The sequence below is a fragment of the Stenotrophomonas sp. PUT21 genome (assembly GCF_052232875.1).
Taxonomy (GTDB): domain Bacteria; phylum Pseudomonadota; class Gammaproteobacteria; order Xanthomonadales; family Xanthomonadaceae; genus Stenotrophomonas; species Stenotrophomonas maltophilia_N.
In genome coordinates, this window is record NZ_CP197645.1 from 2,442,152 (window position 1) to 2,463,085 (window position 20,934).

General features: G+C 66.9%; 17 protein-coding genes. 7 read left to right on the forward strand and 10 right to left on the reverse strand.

The features are described from left to right. The first annotated feature begins 53 nt into the window (after positions 1–53). Positions 54–902 carry an endonuclease/exonuclease/phosphatase family protein gene (locus ACTT2I_RS11250; RefSeq protein WP_421099359.1) on the forward strand — a complete coding sequence of 283 codons (849 nt, stop codon included), beginning with the start codon at positions 54–56 and terminating at the stop codon, positions 900–902. An 80-nt stretch (positions 903–982) separates the two neighbouring features. Here ACTT2I_RS11250 and ACTT2I_RS11255 read toward each other — a convergent pair whose 3' ends face one another. Then, positions 983–1,594, reverse strand: a complete 612-nt coding sequence (locus ACTT2I_RS11255) for a superoxide dismutase (protein ID WP_293979057.1) — start codon at positions 1,592–1,594, stop codon at positions 983–985. Positions 1,595–1,860: 266 nt separating this feature from the next. Here ACTT2I_RS11255 and ACTT2I_RS11260 point away from each other — a divergent pair, with 266 nt between their 5' ends. After that, complete coding sequence (locus ACTT2I_RS11260; protein WP_088434693.1) at positions 1,861–2,325, forward strand: ribonuclease domain-containing protein; 465 nt, start codon at positions 1,861–1,863, stop codon at positions 2,323–2,325. Further along, positions 2,322–2,771 (forward strand): barstar family protein, encoded by a 450-nt coding sequence (locus ACTT2I_RS11265; protein ID WP_088434694.1) that lies wholly within the window; start codon positions 2,322–2,324, stop codon positions 2,769–2,771. The genes ACTT2I_RS11260 and ACTT2I_RS11265 overlap by 4 nt, the downstream gene beginning before the upstream one ends. A 106-nt stretch (positions 2,772–2,877) precedes the next feature. On the opposite strand, the gene ACTT2I_RS11270 is transcribed toward ACTT2I_RS11265, so the two are convergent. Both ACTT2I_RS11270 and ACTT2I_RS11275 read right to left on the reverse strand, forming a co-directional pair. Next, entirely contained in the window at positions 2,878–4,620 is a 1,743-nt protein-coding gene (locus ACTT2I_RS11270) for a hypothetical protein (protein ID WP_421099358.1), read from the reverse strand. A 9-nt stretch (positions 4,621–4,629) separates the two neighbouring features. Continuing rightward, on the reverse strand, positions 4,630–5,229 hold the full coding sequence (locus tag ACTT2I_RS11275; RefSeq protein ID WP_019182890.1) for an NfuA family Fe-S biogenesis protein: 600 nt from the start codon (positions 5,227–5,229) through the stop codon (positions 4,630–4,632). Between the two features lie 90 nt (positions 5,230–5,319). Between ACTT2I_RS11275 and ACTT2I_RS11280 the strand changes: the two genes are divergently transcribed. The 3 genes from ACTT2I_RS11280 (at position 5,320) to zupT (ending at position 7,080) form a co-directional block, all read left to right on the forward strand. Next, positions 5,320–5,661 (forward strand): 4a-hydroxytetrahydrobiopterin dehydratase, encoded by a 342-nt coding sequence (locus tag ACTT2I_RS11280; RefSeq protein ID WP_088434696.1) that lies wholly within the window; start codon positions 5,320–5,322, stop codon positions 5,659–5,661. 4 nt (positions 5,662–5,665) lie between these two features. After that, on the forward strand, positions 5,666–6,085 hold the full coding sequence (locus ACTT2I_RS11285) for an energy transducer TonB (protein ID WP_088434697.1): 420 nt from the start codon (positions 5,666–5,668) through the stop codon (positions 6,083–6,085). A gap of 185 nt (positions 6,086–6,270) precedes the next feature. Then, positions 6,271–7,080 carry a zinc transporter ZupT gene (gene zupT / locus ACTT2I_RS11290; protein ID WP_019182887.1) on the forward strand — a complete coding sequence of 270 codons (810 nt, stop codon included), beginning with the start codon at positions 6,271–6,273 and terminating at the stop codon, positions 7,078–7,080. 21 nt (positions 7,081–7,101) lie between these two features. Here the strand turns inward: zupT and ACTT2I_RS11295 are convergent, their stop codons facing one another. Continuing rightward, complete coding sequence (locus ACTT2I_RS11295) at positions 7,102–8,079, reverse strand: RluA family pseudouridine synthase (RefSeq protein WP_026069733.1); 978 nt, start codon at positions 8,077–8,079, stop codon at positions 7,102–7,104. Between the two features lie 403 nt (positions 8,080–8,482). Between ACTT2I_RS11295 and ACTT2I_RS11300 the strand changes: the two genes are divergently transcribed. Beyond that, entirely contained in the window at positions 8,483–11,908 is a 3,426-nt protein-coding gene (locus ACTT2I_RS11300; RefSeq protein WP_421099357.1) for an Rne/Rng family ribonuclease, read from the forward strand. A 266-nt stretch (positions 11,909–12,174) separates the two neighbouring features. Here ACTT2I_RS11300 and ACTT2I_RS11305 read toward each other — a convergent pair whose 3' ends face one another. The 6 genes from ACTT2I_RS11305 to ACTT2I_RS11330 are packed head-to-tail and all read right to left on the reverse strand — an operon-like array spanning position 12,175 to position 20,912. Next, positions 12,175–13,059 (reverse strand): endonuclease/exonuclease/phosphatase family protein, encoded by an 885-nt coding sequence (locus tag ACTT2I_RS11305; RefSeq protein ID WP_088434699.1) that lies wholly within the window; start codon positions 13,057–13,059, stop codon positions 12,175–12,177. Further along, positions 13,059–16,241 (reverse strand): discoidin domain-containing protein, encoded by a 3,183-nt coding sequence (locus ACTT2I_RS11310; RefSeq protein WP_421099356.1) that lies wholly within the window; start codon positions 16,239–16,241, stop codon positions 13,059–13,061. Before ACTT2I_RS11310 ends, ACTT2I_RS11305 begins: the two co-directional genes overlap by 1 nt. After that, positions 16,238–17,074: a carbohydrate ABC transporter permease gene (locus ACTT2I_RS11315; protein ID WP_019182882.1), complete on the reverse strand. Its 837-nt coding sequence runs from the start codon at positions 17,072–17,074 to the stop codon at positions 16,238–16,240. Before ACTT2I_RS11315 ends, ACTT2I_RS11310 begins: the two co-directional genes overlap by 4 nt. Continuing rightward, on the reverse strand, positions 17,071–17,952 hold the full coding sequence (locus ACTT2I_RS11320) for a carbohydrate ABC transporter permease (RefSeq protein WP_421099355.1): 882 nt from the start codon (positions 17,950–17,952) through the stop codon (positions 17,071–17,073). The genes ACTT2I_RS11315 and ACTT2I_RS11320 overlap by 4 nt, the downstream gene beginning before the upstream one ends. Beyond that, on the reverse strand, positions 17,949–19,265 hold the full coding sequence (locus tag ACTT2I_RS11325) for a sugar ABC transporter substrate-binding protein (RefSeq protein WP_293979037.1): 1,317 nt from the start codon (positions 19,263–19,265) through the stop codon (positions 17,949–17,951). The genes ACTT2I_RS11320 and ACTT2I_RS11325 overlap by 4 nt, the downstream gene beginning before the upstream one ends. Before the next feature lie 33 nt (positions 19,266–19,298). Beyond that, positions 19,299–20,912 (reverse strand): glucoamylase family protein, encoded by a 1,614-nt coding sequence (locus ACTT2I_RS11330; RefSeq protein WP_088434702.1) that lies wholly within the window; start codon positions 20,910–20,912, stop codon positions 19,299–19,301. Positions 20,913–20,934 lie beyond the last annotated feature (22 nt).

Sequence of the window (20,934 nt, forward strand, 5' to 3'; positions counted from 1 at the left end):
GCGATGCCACCCGTGTCACGGATCGTCGACGGCGGACGCGTAAACTTATCGTTATGCGCACGCACATCACTGGCGGGACCCGACGTTGGACAGGCTGGATCCTGCTGCTGTTGCTGGCGGCCCCCGCCGCCTGGGCGCATGCACGTCAGGCCGACGATGCCCTGCCCTCGCTGAAGATCGCCACGCTGGAACTGCCGACCCAGGATGATGCGCAGTGGCAGCAACGGCGGGACCAGGTACTGCAGTTGCTGGAGTCGATGCAGCCGGACGTGATCGCAGTACAGCGTGTGCTGCAGACCCAGGGCCGCAACCCCGCCTGCTGGCTGGCCAGCCGGCTGCGCTACAGCTGCGACTTCGTCACCGCCGATCCGCCCAGCCAGCCGCTGCGCTACGGAAGCGCGATGCTGACCCGGCTGCCGGTGACCGATGACGCCGTCACCCTGCTGCACCCGCCCGGGCAGTTCAGCGCGGCCGGTATGCTGCGGATCAAGCTGCGCGAGGAACTGATCAACATCTACGTGGCCCGGCTGCGGCCGGAGCCGGACGACACGCAGGTCCGACGGCACCAGACCAGCGATCTGATGACCTGGATCGGCGCCACCGCTGACGGTCTGCCGTCGTTGATCGCCGGCGACTTCTCGGCCGAGATCACCGAGCTGGTCGGCAGCACCCCCGGCTTCCAGCCGGCCCGCAAGAACCCCGGCGAACGCGTGGACCCGCCGTCATTGGCCGGCGCGGCACGCGGCCACGGTCTGGACGTGCTGTTCCAGGTCAAGCACTTCGGTGGCATCCGCCAGGACAGCATCAAGCTGCCGGCCAGCGAGGGCGACGCGGCGGCGATGCGGCTGGGCACCATGGCGACCCTGCGCCTGCAGACGCCGGAGAGCACCGCGGCGCCCTGAGCCGTGCAGCGCTGGTACGCCCAACGAAAAACGGCCAGGCATCGCTGCCTGGCCGTTCGTCTTTCAGATCACCGTGCCGATCAGGCAATGGCTTCCTGATAACGACGCTCGACTTCGTTCCAGTCGACGACGTTGAAGAACGCACCGATGTATTCCGGGCGACGGTTCTGGTACTTCAGGTAGTACGCGTGTTCCCACACGTCCAGAGCCAGGATCGGCGTGTTGCCGTCCATCAGCGGGCTGTCCTGGTTGGCGCTGCTTTCCACCACGACCTTCTTGTCCGGGGTGACGCTCAGCCAGGCCCAGCCGCTGCCGAAGCGGGTCAGGGCTGCCTTGGTGAAGGCTTCCTTGAACTTTTCCAGGCCGCCCAGCTGCGAATCGATGGCCTTGGCCACATCGCCCACCGGTGCGCCGCCGCCGTTGGGCGACATCACGGTCCAGAACAGGGTGTGGTTGGCATGGCCGCCGCCGTTGTTGCGCACGACGCCCTGCAGGTTTTCCGGAAGGGACTTGGTCTTCTTGACCAGCTCTTCAACCGGCAGGTCGGCATATTCGGTGCCTTCCAGCGCGGCGTTGACGTTGTTGATATACGTCTGGTGATGCTTGGTGTGGTGGATTTCCATCGTCGCTGCGTCGATATGCGGCTCGAGCGCGTCGTAGGCGTAGGACAGCTTGGGGAGGGTATAGGCCATGTGGTTCTCCTGATAGCTCACTCACCCGGCAAAGACCGGGCGTTGCGGAGTCGATGATGGGGATGGCCGGCAAGCTTACCAAGGGTCATGTAAAGGAAACCTCGTCCTGCGCGGTCGATCCGGTGTCGGGACCGTTACGCGTCAGTGACGGTGCATGCAGGTGCAGCGGACACGCTACCGCGCAGCAGGGCCGTTCGGCTGGGCCTCACCGTGACGGGCGATGATCGCAGTAGAGTAGTCCCCTCGCCCATCGCCCCTGGCCCCTCATGCGCAAGCCGCTGCTGTTGTTGATCGCCATCGTGCTGCTGATCGGTGGCCTGGCCGCCATCAAACTGGCCCAGCGCCCGCCCGCGCCGCAGTTCGCCCCGTCGCTGACCCAGCCCGACAGCGCGCCGGCCGTGCGCGCGCCGACGACATCGAGCGGGACGACGCATGATCCCCTGCCCCCGTTCCTGCCCGCCGAAGCGCGCGACACCATCGCGCTGATCCAGCGTGGCGGTCCGTTCCCGCATCGGCAGGACGGCAGCATCTTCAGCAACCGCGAACAACGCCTGCCACAGCGGCCGCGCGGCTACTACCACGAATACACGGTGGACACGCCCGGCGCCGGCAATCGCGGCGCGCGGCGTATCGTCACCGGCGGCACACCCCCTACTGGCTGGTTCTATACCGATGATCACTATGAAACGTTCCGCAGTTTCGACGTTCCACCTGCCGGGAGCTGGCAATGACGCATGACGGATTCGAGTTGGGCCTGCACGACATCAACAACGCCGGCATCTATGCGATCGGCAATGACGATGTCGCCCCCTTGTCGGCGGCAATGCGCGATGCCGGCTTGCGCGTGATCCAGATCGATCTGGCCGGCTGCCAGGACAAGCGCACGCTGCTGATGCGGCTGGCCGCACGCCTGGATTTTCCGACCGGCTTCGGCGGCAACTGGGATGCACTGACCGACAACCTGCGCGACCTGGCGTGGCTGCCGGCCAACGGCTATGCCCTGTTCTTCAACGACGCCGATGCGCTGCGCAGCGAGGCGGGCGCGGAGTTCGACACGCTGCTGGAGGTGCTGGACGAAGCCAGCCGCTACTGGGGCGACAGCAATGTGCCGTTCTGGGCGTTCGTGGCCCTGCGCGATGCAGACGTGGAACTGGGCGAGGACGCCGCGACGCCGTAACCGCCTCTCGGGGTAGAGCCGCGCCATGCGTGGCTGTGACGCCCCATGATGCCTGACCCGAGGGCACCCACCCTCGGGGTGCTCCATCCGCCGATGAGGCGCAGCTTCATCGGCTGCCGTTGTCTTCCTGCAGGTCTTTCTTGAACGGAATATCCGGCGGCGGGCGCGCGATGGCCGGCTGATCCTGCATGTTGGGATCGCTCAGGCCACACCCGCCACCGAACTGCAACACGGAAATCACGCAGGAAATCGACGAGCTCGTGCCCGGGATCGGAATCTCCACGGCCTTGATGCCCTTGCGGACCCATTCGGCCAGCAACGATTCGTTGGGCGCCCAGTACTTGTCGAACGAGGTCGGGGTGTAGTCGTAGGGCGGGCGCTTGAGCCACGTACCCGATTGCGCGATGCGCTCCTTGCTCCAGCCGTCTTTTTCGCCGCCCGGTGCGCCACGCTCGCTGTTTGCGTGCCCGTCCTGGCCAGGCACGCGCACGCTGCCGTCGGCCTTGAACAGGCTGCCGCCCGTACCTTGGGTCGCACTCACGGCCCGGCCATTGAGGTCGGCATCCTGCGGATGATTGGCCGCACCCCAGTCGTCGGAACGGTTGGGCGTGGTCCAGCTGCCTGGCGGCGCTTTGGAGGGGCTCGCCGGCGCCCGCGTTGCAGCGGACGCCGAGGACGTACTCGCAGCAGTGCTGGCGCGGGTGGCGGCCGGAGCCGTCGCCGTACTGCTTGCGGCAACCGGTGCGGGCGGTGCCGGGCGCGGTGCGGCGTTGGGCACCGCGCGTTCGCGCACGGCGACCTCCGGCGATCGGCCGGGGACGGCCACCTCGCGCGTGGGCAACGTGGCCACACTCACCGCCGGTGCGGTCACCGGTCGGATCTCGCGTTCGCGCACCTGCACGTCACGTTGCGGCACGGCGGCCTCCACCCGCGGCCCGGAAATGGCCACGGTCGGTGTCGGCGCGTCGATCACAGTGACCTGCCGTTCCTGCACGCTCACTTCAGGCGTGCGCAACTGCGGCTCGGCCAGGCGCGGCGCCGGCACAGTGGCACGCGGCGCCGGCGCATCAACCGTGACCACGGTGCGCTCACGGACGGCAACCTCCTGGGGCTCGCGCGTCATCACACGCACCTCGGTGCGCGGCACGCTGGTCGGCGGCACAACGAAATCCGTCGTGGCCTGGGCCACCTCCGTCGCCTGGACGGGCTGCTCCACCGCAGGCGTCGCAGGCGCGGGCGGCGCCGGTTGCGGCTCGCTCGGCGGCGCCGGCGCTGCGGTCGGCTGCGGGGCCGAGGCTGCCTGCGCATCGGCCTCGGCCTGCGCCATCGCCTGGGCATTGGCCATCGCCGCAGCGATCGCCGCTTCCGCCGTGGCCGGCTCGGCAGCGGCGGGTTGCGCGCCTTCCTCCTGCTGCGGCGTGCCGCGCCCAACAAACGCCACCTGCACACGCCCGCTCTCGCCGCCCTGGTCCGGCTCGCTGGGCGGCCGGATCAAAGCCACCCACAGCAACAGCAGCGCGAACATCAGATGCAGCAGCGCGCTGATCACCGCCGAGGTCCAGCGCATCCAGCGCTGATCACGCGGTGCGGGATCCCAGCCCTGCCAGAGCAGGCGGCGCATCGCCTGGGCGAAACTCAGTTCCGGCAGGCGTCCGCCGTGGGGAACCGGCTCACGCTGGGCCAGCTCGGCAAGTACTTCGCTGGCGCGCAACGGCCGCGGCAACGGGGATAACGCACGCAGCCACAGGCCCCACCCGTATGGGAGGCCCGTGGTTTTTTCGAGAATGCGCTTGTCCGGCTGGCGAGCCAGCAGCCAATCGAGGATGTCGTCAGCCCGGCGCAGTGGCACGCAGCGGGATCAGGCAGCCGTGCCGCGGGGAATGTACGGCGCGTCGCCACTCTCGTGGTCGGTCGCGTCGCGCACCGCGGTGATGCCGGGCACCCGTCCCATCAGGGTCTTTTCGATACCCTGCTTGAGCGTGACATCGGCCATGCCGCAGCCTTGGCAGCCGCCGCCGAAGCGCAGCAGCACCACGCCCTCGGCCGAGACTTCCTGCACCGCGACCTTGCCGCCGTGCGAGGCCAGCTGCGGATTGACTTCGTTCTCCACCACCCAGCGCACGCGCTCGACCAGGGAGGAGCCTTCGGTCGGCGCCTCACCCTTGATCTTGGGGGCCTTGATGGTCAGCTGCTGGCTGCCGGTGGCGTTGGTGACGAAATCGATCTCGGCACCATCGAGCCAGGCCACGCTGGTGGCGGCCACATAGAGGGTGAAGCCATCGCAGTCCACCGCCCACTCGTCACCGAGCAGCTCGCCGGGATCGGCAAACTCCAGGCGGGCATCAGCGCGCGGGGTACCCGCATCGACGGCGGTCAGGCGCACGCCCATGCCGGGCACGGCCTCACGTTCGATCAGCTTGCGGAAATAGGATTGGGCAGTGTCGGATATCTGGATCATCGGGCTATTCTAGCCAATCCCTTGTTATGCGCTCATTCGGTTTATACACCGGACCGCGCATTGTTCAGTCATCCAGATGTGGAGGAACCCATGGCCGACCTGATTCCGCTGGCGCAAGCCCATTGCGTGCCGCGTAAAGGCAGCGACCACAAGCTCGGCGCCGCCCGGGTCACCGAGCTGCTGGCGCAGATCCCCGGGTGGGAGCTGGCCGAGGCTGGCCAGGCGCTGACCCGCACCTTCCGCTTCGACAACTACCACGGCACCATGGCCTTCGTGAATGCCCTGGCCTGGGTGGCCCATCGCGAAGATCACCACCCGGACCTGGGCGTGCATTACGACCGCGCCGTGGTGCGCTTCTCCACCCATGACGTGGGTGGCCTGAGCGAAAACGACTTCATCTGCGCGGCAAAAGCCTCGGCCCTGACGGAGTAAGCCCATGAAACTGCAGTACATCGCGTTGTCCAGCATTGCCCTGGCCGCCCTGGCCGGCTGCAACAAGACGCCGGCCGAGCCGGCCGCCCCGGTCGCGGCGCCCACCGAGGTTGCCGCGGTCAAGACACCACCGCCGGAGTACCCGATCGAACTGGCCTGCCAGGGGATCGGCGGCACCAGCACCTTCAAGGTGACCATCGCCGCCGACGGCCAGCCCAGCCAGGTCCAGCTCGCCAGCGGCAGCGGCAACGCCCAGCTCGACGAGCAGGCGCAGAAGGCCGTGCAGGCCTGGCAGTTCAAGGCCGCCACCCGCGCCGGGCAGACGGTTTCGACCACGATCCAGGTCCCGGTCAGCTTCAATCCGCCGCAGCCCAAGCCCGACCAGTGCTTCGCGGTCGAAGAACGGCTGCGTCGCGGCGGCTGATCGCCGCTTTGTTGTGAGGTCAGCCGCCGCAAACCGCGCATCATGGATCGTCAAGGCGCCCGTCGGATCAACGCGTCGCCACGCGCCCGGTGAACACCGCCCCCACGCAGCACCGCATTTGAGCGGTGCGCTGCGGAGGTTGGGATCGCATGGCGCACTTTTCTCGTACAAGGACGCGTTGGCGGATGCCTGATATTTCCAGTGAAAACGTATGGATCGCCCTGGCGGTCACGTTGGCCGCCGGCCTGGCCACCGCGCTGGGCAGCCTCATGGTGCTGTTCTCGCGCCGGCCCAACCCGCGGCTGCTGGCGTTCGGCCTGGCCTTCGCCGGTGGCGCGATGGTCTTCGTCTCGCTGACCGAGATCCTCAACAAGGCGATCGACTCGTTCACCCAGGCCTACGACGCCCGGCTGGGCTTCGCGTATGGCACTGCAGCTTTCCTGGTCGGCGTGCTGCTGATCGTGGTGATCGACCACCTGATCCCGAACCCGCACGAAAGCCTGGACAAGCAGGACCCGCTGTTCCGCGACAACAACAAGGCCTACATCAAGCGGGTCGGCCTGCTGACCGCCGTGGCGATCACCGCGCACAACTTCCCCGAGGGCCTGGCGACCTTCTTCGCCACGCTGGAAAGCCCCTCGGTCGGCATGCCGCTGGCCTTCGCCATCGCCATCCACAACATTCCCGAGGGCATCGCGATCGCGGTGCCGGTGTATTTCGCCACCCAGAACAAGTTCTATGCGTTCGGCGCCAGCCTGCTCTCAGGGCTCGCCGAGCCGATCGGCGCGGCGATCGGCTATGTGGCCCTGTCCGGGGTGCTCAACCACGCCACCTTCGGCTGGGTGTTCGGGATCATCTCGGGTGTGATGGTGTTCCTGGCCCTGGACGAACTGCTGCCGGCGGCCAAGCGCTATGCCAAGGGCCACGAGACCGTGTACGGTCTGGTGGCCGGCATGGGCAGCCTGGCGATCAGCCTGGTGCTGTTCAAGTGGTGATGGGCCCGGGCGCCCGCCGGTTCATTTCAACCGGTTCAGCACCTCCACCAGCTCCTCGGCCAGCGGTGCATTGATCAAATAGGGCGTCTTGCCCGCGTCCAGCGCGAACTCCAGCGAGGCTGCATGCAGGAACAGCCGTTTCAGGCCGATCTGCTCACGAAGCCGCTTGTTGACGTCCGGATCGCCGTATTTGTCGTCACCGGCCACCGGATGACCCAGGTGCTGGGCGTGCACGCGGATCTGGTGGGTGCGGCCGGTCTCGATGCGGACCTCGCAGTACGAATGGCCGCCTTTGCGCTCCAGCACCTTGAAGTGGCTGATCGACTCCTTGCCGATCGGATTGACCTGCACGTGGCGCTCGCCGCCCTGGCGCAGACCCACGTGCAGCGGGGCGTCCACGGTCATGGTGCCATCGGGCATGCGGCCGGCCAGCAGGGTCAGGTAGCGCTTGCGGATGCCGGCGCCGTGGTCTTCACGCAGCAGCGCCTGCAGCTCGCTCAGGGCCGAGCGCTTCTTGGCCACGATGAGCAGGCCGGAGGTATCCCGATCCAACCGATGCACCAGTTCCAGGGTCTTGCCCGGGCGCAATGCGCGCAGCGTTTCGATCGCCCCGAAGCTGATGCCGCTGCCGCCGTGGCTGGCCACGCCCGACGGTTTGTTCAACGCCAGCAGCCGATCGTCTTCGAACACGATGGCATCTTCCAGACGTTTCATGAACGCAGCGGGCGGACCGGCTTTGTCGCCTTCCTCGTTGAGACGAACCGGGGGAACCCGAACTTCGTCGCCGCCCTCGAGCTTGCGCTCGGCCTTGGCGCGGCCGCCGTTGACGCGGACCTGGCCACTGCGCACGAGCTTGTAGATCAGGCTGCGCGGTGCACCCTTGAGCTGGCCGAGCAGGAAGTTGTCCAGGCGTTGCCCGGCGCGGTCGGCCGGGACAGTGATGATACGTACGCTGGTCATGGCTTCAGCGGCTTTGGGGGTGGGCTCGGTAACGGTCATTGGCCTTTTATTCTGTTACACTCGGCGGGCGAGATAAGGGATTGATTTCGTTGGAAGTTGCTCTGGGCCAGAAGCCCGACTTCCCTCGATTCCGGCACAGTGCGCAGCCACCGCCCCCGGGGCGGCCATGTTAGCGGCTCACCGGCGGTCCCGGCCATCGCCGGATGTCTGACACGCATTCGCGCTGAACATGTCCCTGTGGCGCTCCAGCCTGGCTGAAAGCTGCCTCCGGCCCCGTTACACCCAAACCAAAACAAATGAAGCGCTCCCGCGGCCTGCCGTGGTGTCGTAGCGCTGGAAACCCAAGCCGCCCTCCCCGCGCATGCGCGATGGGCGGTGAAGCGTGACCAGAAGCGAAACCCCATGGCGTTCCGCGCGGTAGCAGCGCGCGAGGAACGCAAGAATGAAGCGAATGCTGATCAATGCCACGCAGGCTGAAGAGCTGCGGGTAGCCATCGTGGATGGCCAGACGCTGTACGACATCGACATCGAACAGCCGTCCAAGGAACAGAAGAAGTCGAACATCTACAAAGGCCGCATCACGCGCCTTGAGCCTTCACTGGAAGCGGCCTTCGTCGAATACGGCGGTGAGCGCCATGGCTTCCTGCCGCTGAAGGAAATCTCCCGCGATTACTTCCAGGCTGGCGTCGACCACAACAAGGCCGGCATCCGTGAGCTGCTGCGTGAGGGCCAGGAAGTCGTGGTCCAGGTGGACAAGGAAGAGCGCGGCAACAAGGGCGCCGCCCTGACCACGTTCATCTCGCTGGCCGGCCGCTACATGGTCCTGATGCCGAACTCGCCGAGCGCCGGTGGCGTCTCGCGTCGCATCGAGGGCGAAGACCGCGCCGCGCTGAAGGACGCGCTGGACAAGCTGAACATCCCCGACGACATGGGCGTGATCATCCGCACCGCCGGCGTCGGCCGCGATGCCGAAGAGCTGCAGTGGGATCTGGACTACCTGCTGCAGGTCTGGAAGTCGATCGCCGAAGCGGCGCTGACCAAGCCGGCCTCGTTCCTGATCTACCAGGAATCGCGCCTGATCGTGCGCGCCCTGCGTGACTACCTGCGCGCCGATGTCGGCGAGATCCTGGTGGACACCGAGGAGCTGTACGAGACCGCCCAGGAGTTCATGCAGCAGGTGATGCCGCAGACCCTGCGCAAGCTCAAGCATTACAAGGACGACATCCCGCTGTTCAACCGCTTCCAGATCGAATCGCAGATCGAAGGCGCGTATGAACGCAACGTCCGCCTGCCGTCCGGCGGCTCGATCGTGGTCGATCAGACCGAAGCGCTGACCGCCATCGACGTGAACTCCTCGCGCGCCACCAAGGGCAGCGACATCGAGGACACCGCCTTCCAGACCAACCTGGAAGCGGCCGAAGAAGTGGCCCGCCAGCTGCGCCTGCGCGATCTGGGCGGCCTAGTGGTCATCGATTTCATCGACATGGCCTCCAACAAGCACCAGCGCGAAGTCGAGAACCGCCTGCAGAACGCGCTCAAGTACGACCGTGCGCGCGTGCAGCTGGGCCGCATCTCGCGCTTTGGCCTGATGGAAATGAGCCGCCAGCGCCTGCGTCCGAGCCTGGGCGAATCCAGCCAGATCGTCTGCCCGCGTTGTGACGGCCATGGCCGCATGCGCAGCGTGGAGTCGCTGTCGCTGTCCATCATCCGCGTGGCTGAAGAGCATGCGATGAAGGAGAACACCGGGCAGGTGCTGGTCCAGGCCCCGGTCGAGATCGCCAACTACCTGCTCAACGAAAAGCGCAGCGCGCTGCGTGAGATCGAACAGCGCCATGACGCGCCGATCGTGATCGTCGCCGACGAGCAGCTGCACACCCCGCATTACGAAGTGACCCGCCTGCGCGAGAACGAGCTGGGCGAAGAAAGCGGCAAGCCGAGCTACCAGCGCGGCACCCCGCGCAAGCTGCCGGTGCACGCACTGACCAAGGCCCAGCTGAACATCCCGGTCGCCCCGGTGGTGACCCAGGTCAAGCACAGCCAGCCGGCCCCGGTCCGTGAAGCGCCGGAACCGGAAGCCGCACCGGCGCCGGTCGCCGCCCCTGTGGCCGCCCCGGCCGCCACCGGCGTGGTGGGCTGGCTCAAGCGCATCTTCGGTGGTGAGCCGGCCCCGGCCGCGACCCCGCAGCCGAGCAGCCGCCCGGGCCAGGACGGCAACCGCAACGGTCGCAACAAGGACCGCAACGGCAAGGACCGCAATGGCCGCCGCGATGAGCGTGGCGAGCGTGGCGGCAACGGAAATGCGCCGGCCCAGGGCCGTGGCAAGGACCGCGGTGAGCGTGGCGAACGTGGCCCGAAGGGCGAGCGTCGCGACGAGCGCCGTCAGGACAGCGCTGCCGCACCGGCCAACGGCACGGCCGCCCAGGTGCAGGCACCGGGCCAGGGCAAGCCGCGCAACGAACAGCAGCCGGCCAAGCCGCGCAATGACCAGCAGCAGCCGAAGCTGAAGCAGAAGCAGGGCCAGAACGGCCAGGCCAAGCCGCAGCACAACGACGGCGACAAGCCGGCCGCGAGCGAGAAGCCCGCGCGCCAGTCGCAGGCCGATGCACCGAAGCCGACCACCGCTGCACCGGTCGCTGCCGACGCCGCCGTGATCGCTGCGGCTGCGGTGGTGGCTACCGATGCCGGCGCCCCGGCTGCCCACGTGCAGGAAGCGGCCAAGGCCGCTCCGGCCGAGGACGCGCAGCTCGGCACGAACGACGCTGCCGAACAGGGTGACGCCCCGGCCAACGCCGAAGACGGTACCGGCGAAGGCGCTTCGCGTCGTCGTCGCGGCCGTCGTGGTGGCCGTCGTCGTCGTCGTGGCAATGGCGAGCAGGCTGCCGGCAGCGATGGCCTGAACGGTGATGACAACGGCCTGGATGACGAGGGCGATGACCAGGATGGCGACCAGGACGGCGATACTGCCGCCCCGGCCGAGCGCCAGGTCGCCAACAACGGTCAGCCGCAGCCGGAGTTCGAGTTCGATGACGAATCCGGCAACGCGCCGGCCGCCGCACCCGCGCCGGTCCAGGCACCGCGCCCGGCCCCGGTGGCGGCAGTCGCTGCCGCGGCGCCAGTCGCTGTGGTCAGCAGCCCGGTCGTGACCGCCGGCCAAACCGAGCCGACCCCGGCGCCGGTGGCTGCACCGGTCGCCGAAAAGGCACCGACCCCGGTCGTTGAAAAGGCCGCTGCCCCGGCAGCCGAACCGGTCGCCGAGAAGGCCACGGCCTCCTACAACGACCCGGTGCCGTTCGTGGAAAGCCCGAAGCCGACCCCGGCCGCTGCCCCGCCGGCTGCACCGGTGGAAGCACCGCGTGCGGTTGAACCGGTGGCTGCTCCGGTGGCTCCGGTGGCTCCGGCTCCGGTCGCGGCTCCAGCACCGGCTCCGGTCGTTGCCCTAGTGGCTCCGGCCCCGGTTGCTGCTCCGGTAGCCCCGGCTCCGGTTGCTGCTCCGGTGGCTCCGGCTCCAGTTGCTGCTCCGCCAGCCCCGGCTCCGGTCGCTGCTCCGGCGGCCCCGGTCGTTGAGACCGCCCCGGAGGAAGTGAAGGCGCCAACCGCCGCGCCGGTGCAGACCAGCATGCTGGATGCCGTCGATGCGACCCAGGCACCGGCACAGCCGGCGGCCCCGCAGGCCCGCACCGAATCGGCCCCGGCCGACCCGGTCGTGCATAACGGGCAGCTGTTCGGTTCGGCCGCCAGCGAAACCCCGGCCGCGACCAACGCCGCCGAACAGGCCGCGCAGGCCGAGGCCCGCGAGGACATCCCGACCGATGCCCCGCAGGCCGAGGAAGGCGACAAGGCCGACCAGGAAAAGAAAGACACGCTCTGATCCTGAGTGAGTGACGCAACAATCAGACAGCGGCCTTCGGGCCGCTGTCTGCGTTTGGGGTGTTGGATGACGTAGCAGACAGCGTGCGTCAGGCGGTCCTGGTGGCGGCGCTGAGAGCATCCACGCATCGGACGCATCAAGGGCGCATCAAGGGCGCATCACCGTCACGCGCGGATCGTGCATCGCAGGCAACACAGGTAGATCCACGCCATGCGTGGAGTCGGCCGTTTGCTGGCTACGCCGTCACCGACAACGCGGCGCGCACCTCAGGGCGTCGTCGCCCCGGCATTCCCGGTGTCTGGCGCGAACTGCAGCCGGGTCCACACGCCGTAATGATCCGAGGCCCAGCGGCCGTCGGCGTACGGCTGGTCGAACAGGAGCTTCGCTTCGCGTGCGAGCAATCGGTCCTGCTGGAAGAAGATGTGGTCGATCCGCGACGGCGCGTCGTAATAATGCCGGTTGAGCGTGCTCACCTGGGCCAGCTCGTTGTTGACGTGCACGCTGCCGTAGCTGTCGCCGTAGTGATTGCGCAGCTCGCTCAGATCGCCGGCATCCACCAGCGCATTGAAGTCCCCGGCCACGACCACCGGCGCGTCGCCCGCGGTCTGCGCGATGAACGTCAACAGATCCGCCACCTGCTCCCCGCGGATGCGGCTGCCCACCTCATCCGAGCGCTCGTTCAAGTGCGTGGCATAGACGTTGACCGGCCGACCGTCCACATCGATGCGCAGATGCGCCACGGTGCGGTAGTCGTTGATCGGTGCCAAGAGATGGTCGTTGCGCGTCAGCACCGGGCGCCGGGTCAGCAGCGCATTGCCATAGCGCTTGAAACGCCCCGGCGGATCGGTGGAAACGAACTGATACTCATAGCCCAGCTTGCGCGCCAACCAGGCGGCCTGGTTGCGCACATGGGGCTTCTGGATCACCTCCTGCAACGCGATCGCATCGGGCTGCAGGGTCTGCAGCTCACGCAGGATCACCTGGCGGCGGGCCGGCCAGTTCTCGCGGTCGTGGTGCAGGTTGAAGGTGACCATGGTCATCTCCTGCCCGGCCCCTGCCCCTGCCCCGGCGCCCTGCGCCAGCGCGATCAACGGCGCGAACGCCAGCACGGCGGCCAGCAGGCCGCACCTCATCATCGTCATCTGCCGCATTACGGTGCCTTGCGTTCCGCCCGGCGTACCGACGCCGGAATCTCGATCTCGACCTTGGCCGGCACCTGCATCACGCGCAGCTCGCCGCCCACCCATTCCGCGGGCTCACCATTAACGGTGGTCGCGCCCGGCTCGCCGCTGTAAGGCCACGGCAGCACCACGCCACCGGCCGGTGGGATCAAACCGGCCGATACGGTCAGGGTCAGCTGCTTGTCGTTGCGGACCAGTGCATAGTTGAGCTGGCCGTTCGGGGTGCGCAGGCCCTGCACGCCGACGCCCTTGCCTTCCAGCCAGCGTGACGGCACGCCGGCGGCCAGCACCAGGCTGTCGTCGATGTCGCGGCTGTAGGCGAACATGTCCAGCGCCGAGCGCACGAAGTCCGAGGCCACCCAGGCGTGTGGCAGGTCGCCGAGGAAGAACGGCTTGCGCGGCGTGCGCGAGACCACTTCGGCCCACTGGTTCCATGGCTGCGGTGCGCGGTCCTTGAAGAAGAATTCGGTCGCCTGCCAGGCGCGGTCGCGCCAGCCCAGGCGCACGAACGCGGCCACGTTGCGCCACTCGTACGGGGTGTAGTCCTTCCACTCGCGCTTGCCATCGCGGCGCGCTTCGAACTCGCTCCAGTAGCGCTCGAAGGTGTTGTTCAAGTACGGCTGCGGCAAACGCCCCTGCTCACCGGCCGGGGCCAGTGCGATGGTGGTCGAGGTGGCATCGAAATCGCCCAGCTCGGCCGAACCGGGCAGATAGTCGATCCTGTGCTGTGCAGTTGCTGCCAGCAGCGAAGCCTGCAGGTCGTCACGGAACTGATCGCGCGACTCGCTGATCTGCATCGCCTCGGCTTTGCCCAGCGTGCCGGCGATGATCGCCGCATCCTTGTAGCCCCGCAGCGCCCAGAAGTTGTCCCAGTACGAATGCATCGGCTTGGCCGAATAGCCTTCGTGACTGATCGACACCGGCATCATCCCGTAGAAGGCGGGGTTGCGCGCGCGGTTCTCTTCGGTGCGCTCGCTCAGGCGCAGCTGCTCCATGTACTGGTAGGCGCCCTGCACGTGCGGCCACATCACCTCCAGGAAAGTGGTGTCGCCGGTATAGCGCCAGTACTCGGCGATGTTGAAGATCAACTCGCCGTGGCTGTCGTTCTCCGGCACCGGATCGCTGCCGCGCGCGTCCACGCAGCACGGCACCTTGCCGTTGTCGAACTGATACGGCGCGTACCAGTTCACGTACTGGCGCACGGCGTCGCTGCGGCCCATGCGCAGCAGGCCTTCGGAAATCATCGCGCCATCGCGGATCCAGCTGCGCGAGTACGAGCGCGTGCCCGGCTGCAGGCTGGGGCCGATCCGCGAGATCAGCATGTGCGCCAGCGCGGTACGCAGCGTATCGGCCAGCGGCTTGCCGGCGGCCGGCACCTGCAGCGTCACCTGGTCCAGCTTGGTCCGCCACATCGAGGCGACCTGCTGCTGGGCCTTGGCCGCATCGAACGCCTTGGGCATGGCCCAGGTGCCGGTCTGCGGCAGCACGATGGCGACCTCACGGCTCTGGCCGGGCTCGAGCTTCCAGCGGTACAGCAGCGCGCCCGAGGCCAGCCCCGTTCCGTCCTTCACTTCGGTGGTGCCCGGCAGCTTGCCACTGGCCAGGTGGACCACGTCCAGCTTGCTGTCGAAGGCGGTGGCGAAGGCCGCATCCGGTGCCTGCGCCGGGTACAGGCGCGGCTTGCCGTTCACATCGACGTGGGTCGGATCGACCGACAGGTTGTCGATCCGGCTGACGCCCCCGACGGTGTTGAGGAACTGGGTCGGCGGATTGACCTGCCACGGGCGCACCGCCAGGGCCAAAGTGTATTCGTGGGCCACCTTGTCCGGGTTGCGCAGGGTGTAGCGACCGACCAGCTGTGCGTTGTCCGGCGTGCCCTGCACGAAGCCGGTGACCTGCAGGCCGGCCTTGTCGTGGGTCCAACCGACATTGGCGATCGGCAGGTAGTCATCCTGCAGCGACTGGCTCGTCTTGACGTCGGCCCAGCTCAGCAGCTTGTTGTCGACCAGCACGAACGGCTCGACGCTGAAGCTGGACTTGGCCACTTCCAGCGCACCGTCTTCGCCGATCAGGGCCTGCTCGCGACCGCCATCCAGCCCGAGCAGCGTCCAGTACGGCTGTTCACCGGTGAAGCCACGTGGCACTGAACCGCGTGGCAGGTCGGCGCCGACCGAGCGGACGAAATCATTGGGGGTATCGGCGAACTCGAGCGGCTTGAGCGTGATGTCACGAATGCCATAGCGCCAGCTCGGGCCGCCTTTGAGATCGAAGCGCAGATAGCGCGCTTCGGTATCCGGCAGCGCCAGCCAGTCGCGGCCACCACCGCCGGCGGTGACCTCACGGCGCGTGTCCCAGCTGCGCCCATCGGCCGAAGAGCGCACCTCATAACGCGTGGCCTCCAGCCCGGGCAGCCACTCGATCACCGCCCCGCCGAACTCACGCACCTTGTGCAGGTCCAGTGTGATGGTCTGCTCGGCCACGCCGCCGCTGATCCAGACCGTGTCCGGCTTGCCATCGACGATGCGGTTCTGCAGCGCGGTGGCGGTATCGGCGATCACCGAGGGGCTCAGCGAGGAAGTGTCGGCCGGCGGCAGGCCCTGCAGCGTGAGCCGGTCGAAACAGACCGTGCCCTTGCCACCGACCTTGCTGTAGATGGTGAACTCCATCGCGGCGCTGCGCTTGAGTGTCGGGTCCTTCTCCGGGCCCCAGGCCTTGTCGATCTGGCGCTTGCGGTACTGCACCTGCGTCCAGGCTTTGGGGAACGCATAGCCGGGCCGGTTGACCCACCACACGTTGTCGCCACTGGCGTCGATCAGCTTGAACTGCAGGTCGTTTGCCGGGGAGTCACCGCGCAGCTGGAAGCCGAACTGGTAATTCTCCGGGTACTGGATGCCCAGCTCGCGGCGGATGCCGACGTAGCCGGACACGTTGTGGAAGTCGTAATCCAGGCACAGCGCGCGGCCGCCACCGTTGCCGGCGACGCTGCGCAGCGAGCCGCTGACCTGGTCGGAGACGACCAGCTTCCACGGGGTCATGTCATCGAAGCTGTCCAGCACCTTGGGTGCGGGCAGCGCCGGTGTCGCCGGCGGTGCGGCCGAGGCCGCCAGTGACCAGACCAGACCCAGACCCACCGCGACGACGGCATGCTTCACCCTTTGACACTCCCCAGCAACAGACCTTGGATGTAATAACGCTGCAATGCCAGGAACAGCAGCAGCACCGGAACCACCGTGACCACCGCGCCGGCCATCATCATTTCAACGTCCATGATGTGCTCGCGCGAGAGCGTGGCCAGGGCCACCGGGAGAGTGTAGTGCTCCTGGTCGGTCAGCACGATCAAGGGCCACATGAAATCGTTCCACGCGGCCATGAAGGTGAAGATCGACAGCGTCACCAGCACCGGCTTGAGCATCGGCAGCACGATCTGGAAGAAGATCCGCAGCTCCCCTGCCCCGTCGATCCGGGCCGCTTCGAGCAGCTCATCCGGGATCGAACGGGCGTACTGGCGGACCAGGAAGATGCCGAACACGGTCGCCAGCGCCGGCACGATCACACCGCCGAAGTTGTTGACCAGGCCCAGCTGCTTCATCAGCAGGAACAGCGGCAGCATCGCCACCTGTGCCGGGATCACCAGCGCGGCCAGCAGCAGCTGGAAGATGCGCTCGCGGCCGGCGAAGCGCAGCTTGGCGAAGGCATAGCCGGCCATGGTGTTGAGCAGCAGCGAGCCGAAGGTGATCGCCAGCGACACCATCAGGCTGTTGACGAAGTTGTTGGCCATGCCGGTACGCGCGAACAGCTCATGGTAGTTCGCGGTCGTCAACGACGAGGGCAGCAGCGGCGGCGGGAAATGCGCCGCCTCGCCGGTCGGCATGAACGACACCGACAGCATCCACAGCAGCGGCGCCAGGCTCAGCGCGGCCAGCACCAGCAGGCCACCATTGACCCACCAGGCATGCCAGCGCGATTGACCGATTTCACGACTCATACCAACTGCCTCTTGCGGCCGAAACGCAGCATGATGCTGGTCACGCCCAGGATGATCAGGAACAGCAGGAACGCCACTGCGGAGGCGCGACCCAGGTTCCACCACTTGAAGCCTTCTTCAAACATGAAGTACAGCACGCTCACGGTGCTCTGCAGTGGGTCGCCACGCGTCATCACGTAGGGCTCAGCGAACAGCTGGAAATAGCCGGAGACGGTGATCACGCCGACCACCAGCAGCACCGGGCCGAGCATCGGCAGGGTGATATGCAGGAACTGCTTCCAGCGCGAGGCACCGTCGATGCGGGCCGCCTCGTACAGGTCATGCGGGATCGCCTGCAGGCCGGCCAGGAAGATCACCATGTTGTAGCCGAAGTTCTTCCACACCGCGAACAGCATGATGGTCGGCATCGCCCAGTTCGGGTCGCCCAGCCAGTCGATCGGGCTGATGCCCATATGGCCCAGGCCATAGTTCACCAGGCCGTAGCTGGTGTGGAACAGGTAACGCCAGATCACCGCCACCGCCACCAGGGTGGTCACCACCGGAGCGAACAGCGCGGTGCGGAACAGCGCCTTGAAGCGCGCAGCCGGGGCGTTGAGCAGGATCGCCGCGCCCAGCGATACCGCGATCGACATCGGCACGCCGACGATCACGAAGTAGGTGGTATTCCACAGCGACTTCCAGAACATCGGGGTCTGCAGCAGATCGATGTAGTTGCCCAGGCCGACGAAGCGCAGGTTCTCGCCATCGGCCAGTGCGTACAGATCGAAATCGGTGATGCTCAGGGCCAGCGCCGAGAACACCGGCAGGCCGAAGAACACGGCGATGACCAGGATGGCCGGGCCGGCGAACATCCAGCCGGCAAGCGAACGCTGTTTCATGGTGCCGCCTCCGTGGCGACAGCGCTGGAGTGCTGCTTGTCGCTCACCCCCGACGCGTCCTGCCGGTGCTGCTCATGCATCCAGCGGCGTTTGGCGAGGACCTTGTCCACGCGCTTGTCCAGTTCTTTCACTGCTACGTCCTGATCCATGCCACCACGCACCACCTGTTCGGTGATGATCCGCATTTCCTGCACGATACGCTCCCACTCCAGCACCTTCGGAGTGGGCTTGACCCGCTCGAGCTGGTCGCGGAACGGCTGCGCCAACGGATCGTTGGCCAGCGAGGGGTAGTCCCAGGTGCTGCGCCGGGGCGGCAGGTCACCGATGATCGAATGGAAGCGCTCCTGGATTGCCGGGCGCGACAGGAACTCGATCAGCTTCCACGAGGCTTCTTTCTGCTGCGAGGAGCGGAAGATCACCAGGCTGGTGCCGCCGGCGATGCCCGCACCCGGGCCATCCGGACCCGGCAGCGCGGCCGTGCCCCATTGCCCTTCCAGCGCCTTGGGCTGCAGCTTCTTGAATTCGCGGATGTTCCAGGGGCCGGACACGTAGAACACGTTGAAACCCCGGAAGAACTCATCCCAGACGTTGGAGATCTGCGTCTCGGACATGCGCGGGGCCCAGCCCTGCGCGAACATGTTTTCGTAGAAGCCCAGCGTCCTGCGGAAGCCGGGGCTGCTGAAATTGCCGCGGGTGTCGTCATCGCGCAGCAGCGGATCCGGCTGCTGCAGGGCGAAGGACAGCTGCTGCTCGAACTCGTTGATCGGCATCAACACGGCATAGCGGTTCGCGCCCTGCATCTTCTTGATCGCCGCCATCATCGCGTTCCACTCGTCCCAGGTGCGGGGCGGATGGTCATAACCGGCCTTGGCCAGCATGTCCTTGCGGTAATACAGCAGGCGCGTATCGACGTACCACGGCACGCCGACCAGTTCGTCATGGATGACGTTGGTGTCCCAGATGCCCTGGAAGTAATCGGCCGGGTCCACCACCTTGGACTGCGCCACGTAGGGCTGCAGCGGGGTCAGGGTATTGAGCTCGGCAAATTCGGGAATCCAGGTATTGCCCAGCTGGCATACATCCGGCAGGCCGTCGGCCGCGAACGCGGTCAACAGCTTTTCATGCGCGGCCGTCCACGGGATGTTCTGCACATCCACATGGATGCCCGGGTTTTCCGCCTCGAACTCACGGATCAGGCCGGTGACCACTTCGGCCTCGCGGCCCATCGCCCAGAAACGCACGGTCACGCCTTCCGGTTCTTTCCGGCAGGCACTCAACAACAGGCTGCCGACCAGCAGCAGCAACAGACTCAACCCCAGCTTCGGGCGCGACGACGATGGCACTGCTTACTTCCCCTGCTGCTGGTTGCGGTTCGAATTGGAATTGTTCTTCTGTTCCTGGGCGGCCGCCGCGCGCGATTCGGCGATGCCGACCGAGCGGGCCGACGCCGCCTTTTCATCTTTCTGCAGTTCCATCGGCTGGTCCTCGCCTTCCGGCGTCAACCAGCCACCGCTGAAGCCGGCGCGCTCCAGACCCTTGCGGATATGCGCATTCTTCTTCATCACGTCCCAGACAAAATCGTTCCGGTAGTTGGCGATCATGGTCAGGATCGGGCCCTGGTCGATGCCGATGTAATCGCTGGCTACCCAGCCGCGATCGGGCACCAGGCGACCGGTCTTGATCGGGATGTCGTAGTTGAAGCTCGGGTTGAACGAATCCAGGAAGCCGTAGCTGGAGTAGATGTAATCGCCGTAGCGCTTGTGCATCTCCACCGCGGCCGGAATCACCTCTTCCGGCGCGAACACGATCGAGGAAATGGCGGCGGTCGGCGCGATCGTGCCGTCATCGAAATTCTCGCGCAGGCCAGCGCCGCGCGAAGAGTAATGGCGGAACTGGCGCTGCTCGCCACGGTATTCCTGGGTGGTGTTCTGCGGCCCGTCGCTGGCGGTCAGGCCCCACACGTTCTGGCCGTAATCCTTCCAGTTCATCGGGTTGGCGATCGCGTACTCGCGCTGCGCCAGCGCGGCCGAACGGCTGTTGAGGAAGTAGGTGCTGCCCCGCTCGCGCATGTAGGCATCCTGGATGTCGCGGAAGTCCACCCACACATGCGTGTACTGGTGGCCGAACAGCGGGCCGAAAGACAGGTATTCCTGGCCCTGGTAGACACCCCAGTCGTTGTCGTAGGTGCGCGTCCAGACCGTCCAGGCGTCCGGGCTGACCGGGTGGGTCGGCGAGCCGAGCGCGAGGATGTAGACCATCATCGCCTCGTTGTAGCCCATCCAGTCGTGGTCGATGAAGCCGCTCTCCGGGAACCAGCCCATCGAGATCAGCGGTGCGCGCTGCTGCAGCCAGGGCCAGTCCACGCGCTTGTAGAGCGTATCGGCGATCTCGCGGATCTCTTTCTCGCGCGCATCGTCACCGTCGTAATAGGACTGCGCGAACAGCACGCCCATCATCAGCAGCGCGGTATCCACGCTGGAAAGCTCCACCCAGCTGTCGTAGCGGCGGCCTTCCTGCATGTCCAGGAAGTGGTAATAGAAGCCCTTGTACCCCGCCTTGCCGGTGCGCTGCGGGCCCATCGGCAGATCGCGGAAATACTTCAGCGTCAGCAGGGTGCGGTCGATCGCCTGGGTGCGGCTGACCCAGCCGTTCTCGATGCCGATCGGATAGGCGGTCAGCGCATAGCCCACCGCGGCGATGCTGGCGAACGGGCGCGACGGGTACCGGTCCGGGCTGAGCCCGTTGACCTCGTTGGTGGTATCCCAGAAGAACTGGAAGGTGCGGCGCTCGATATCGTCGAACAGCGGCGGCAGCTCCGGCTTCATCGGCCGCGGCGGCACATCGGCCTCGACCAGGATCACGGGCGGCTTGGGCTTGGCCGGCTCCTGCTGGGCCTGCGGCTGACAGGCAGCGGCGGCGACACTGATCGCCGCGGCGGTCAACAGGTGGCGTGCCTGCATGGGCCAACTCCTTCTACGGTGT

Coding starts and splice junctions, on each gene's coding strand:
- ACTT2I_RS11250 (WP_421099359.1), top strand. CDS start 54: ATGCGCACGCACATCACTGGCGGGACCCGACGTTGGACAGGCTGGATC.
- ACTT2I_RS11255 (WP_293979057.1), bottom strand. CDS start 1,594: ATGGCCTATACCCTCCCCAAGCTGTCCTACGCCTACGACGCGCTCGAG.
- ACTT2I_RS11260 (WP_088434693.1), top strand. CDS start 1,861: ATGCGCAAGCCGCTGCTGTTGTTGATCGCCATCGTGCTGCTGATCGGT.
- ACTT2I_RS11265 (WP_088434694.1), top strand. CDS start 2,322: ATGACGCATGACGGATTCGAGTTGGGCCTGCACGACATCAACAACGCC.
- ACTT2I_RS11275 (WP_019182890.1), bottom strand. CDS start 5,229: ATGATCCAGATATCCGACACTGCCCAATCCTATTTCCGCAAGCTGATC.
- ACTT2I_RS11280 (WP_088434696.1), top strand. CDS start 5,320: ATGGCCGACCTGATTCCGCTGGCGCAAGCCCATTGCGTGCCGCGTAAA.
- ACTT2I_RS11285 (WP_088434697.1), top strand. CDS start 5,666: ATGAAACTGCAGTACATCGCGTTGTCCAGCATTGCCCTGGCCGCCCTG.
- zupT (WP_019182887.1), top strand. CDS start 6,271: ATGCCTGATATTTCCAGTGAAAACGTATGGATCGCCCTGGCGGTCACG.
- ACTT2I_RS11295 (WP_026069733.1), bottom strand. CDS start 8,079: ATGACCGTTACCGAGCCCACCCCCAAAGCCGCTGAAGCCATGACCAGC.
- ACTT2I_RS11300 (WP_421099357.1), top strand. CDS start 8,483: ATGAAGCGAATGCTGATCAATGCCACGCAGGCTGAAGAGCTGCGGGTA.
- ACTT2I_RS11305 (WP_088434699.1), bottom strand. CDS start 13,059: ATGCGGCAGATGACGATGATGAGGTGCGGCCTGCTGGCCGCCGTGCTG.
- ACTT2I_RS11315 (WP_019182882.1), bottom strand. CDS start 17,074: ATGAGTCGTGAAATCGGTCAATCGCGCTGGCATGCCTGGTGGGTCAAT.
- ACTT2I_RS11320 (WP_421099355.1), bottom strand. CDS start 17,952: ATGAAACAGCGTTCGCTTGCCGGCTGGATGTTCGCCGGCCCGGCCATC.
- ACTT2I_RS11330 (WP_088434702.1), bottom strand. CDS start 20,912: ATGCAGGCACGCCACCTGTTGACCGCCGCGGCGATCAGTGTCGCCGCC.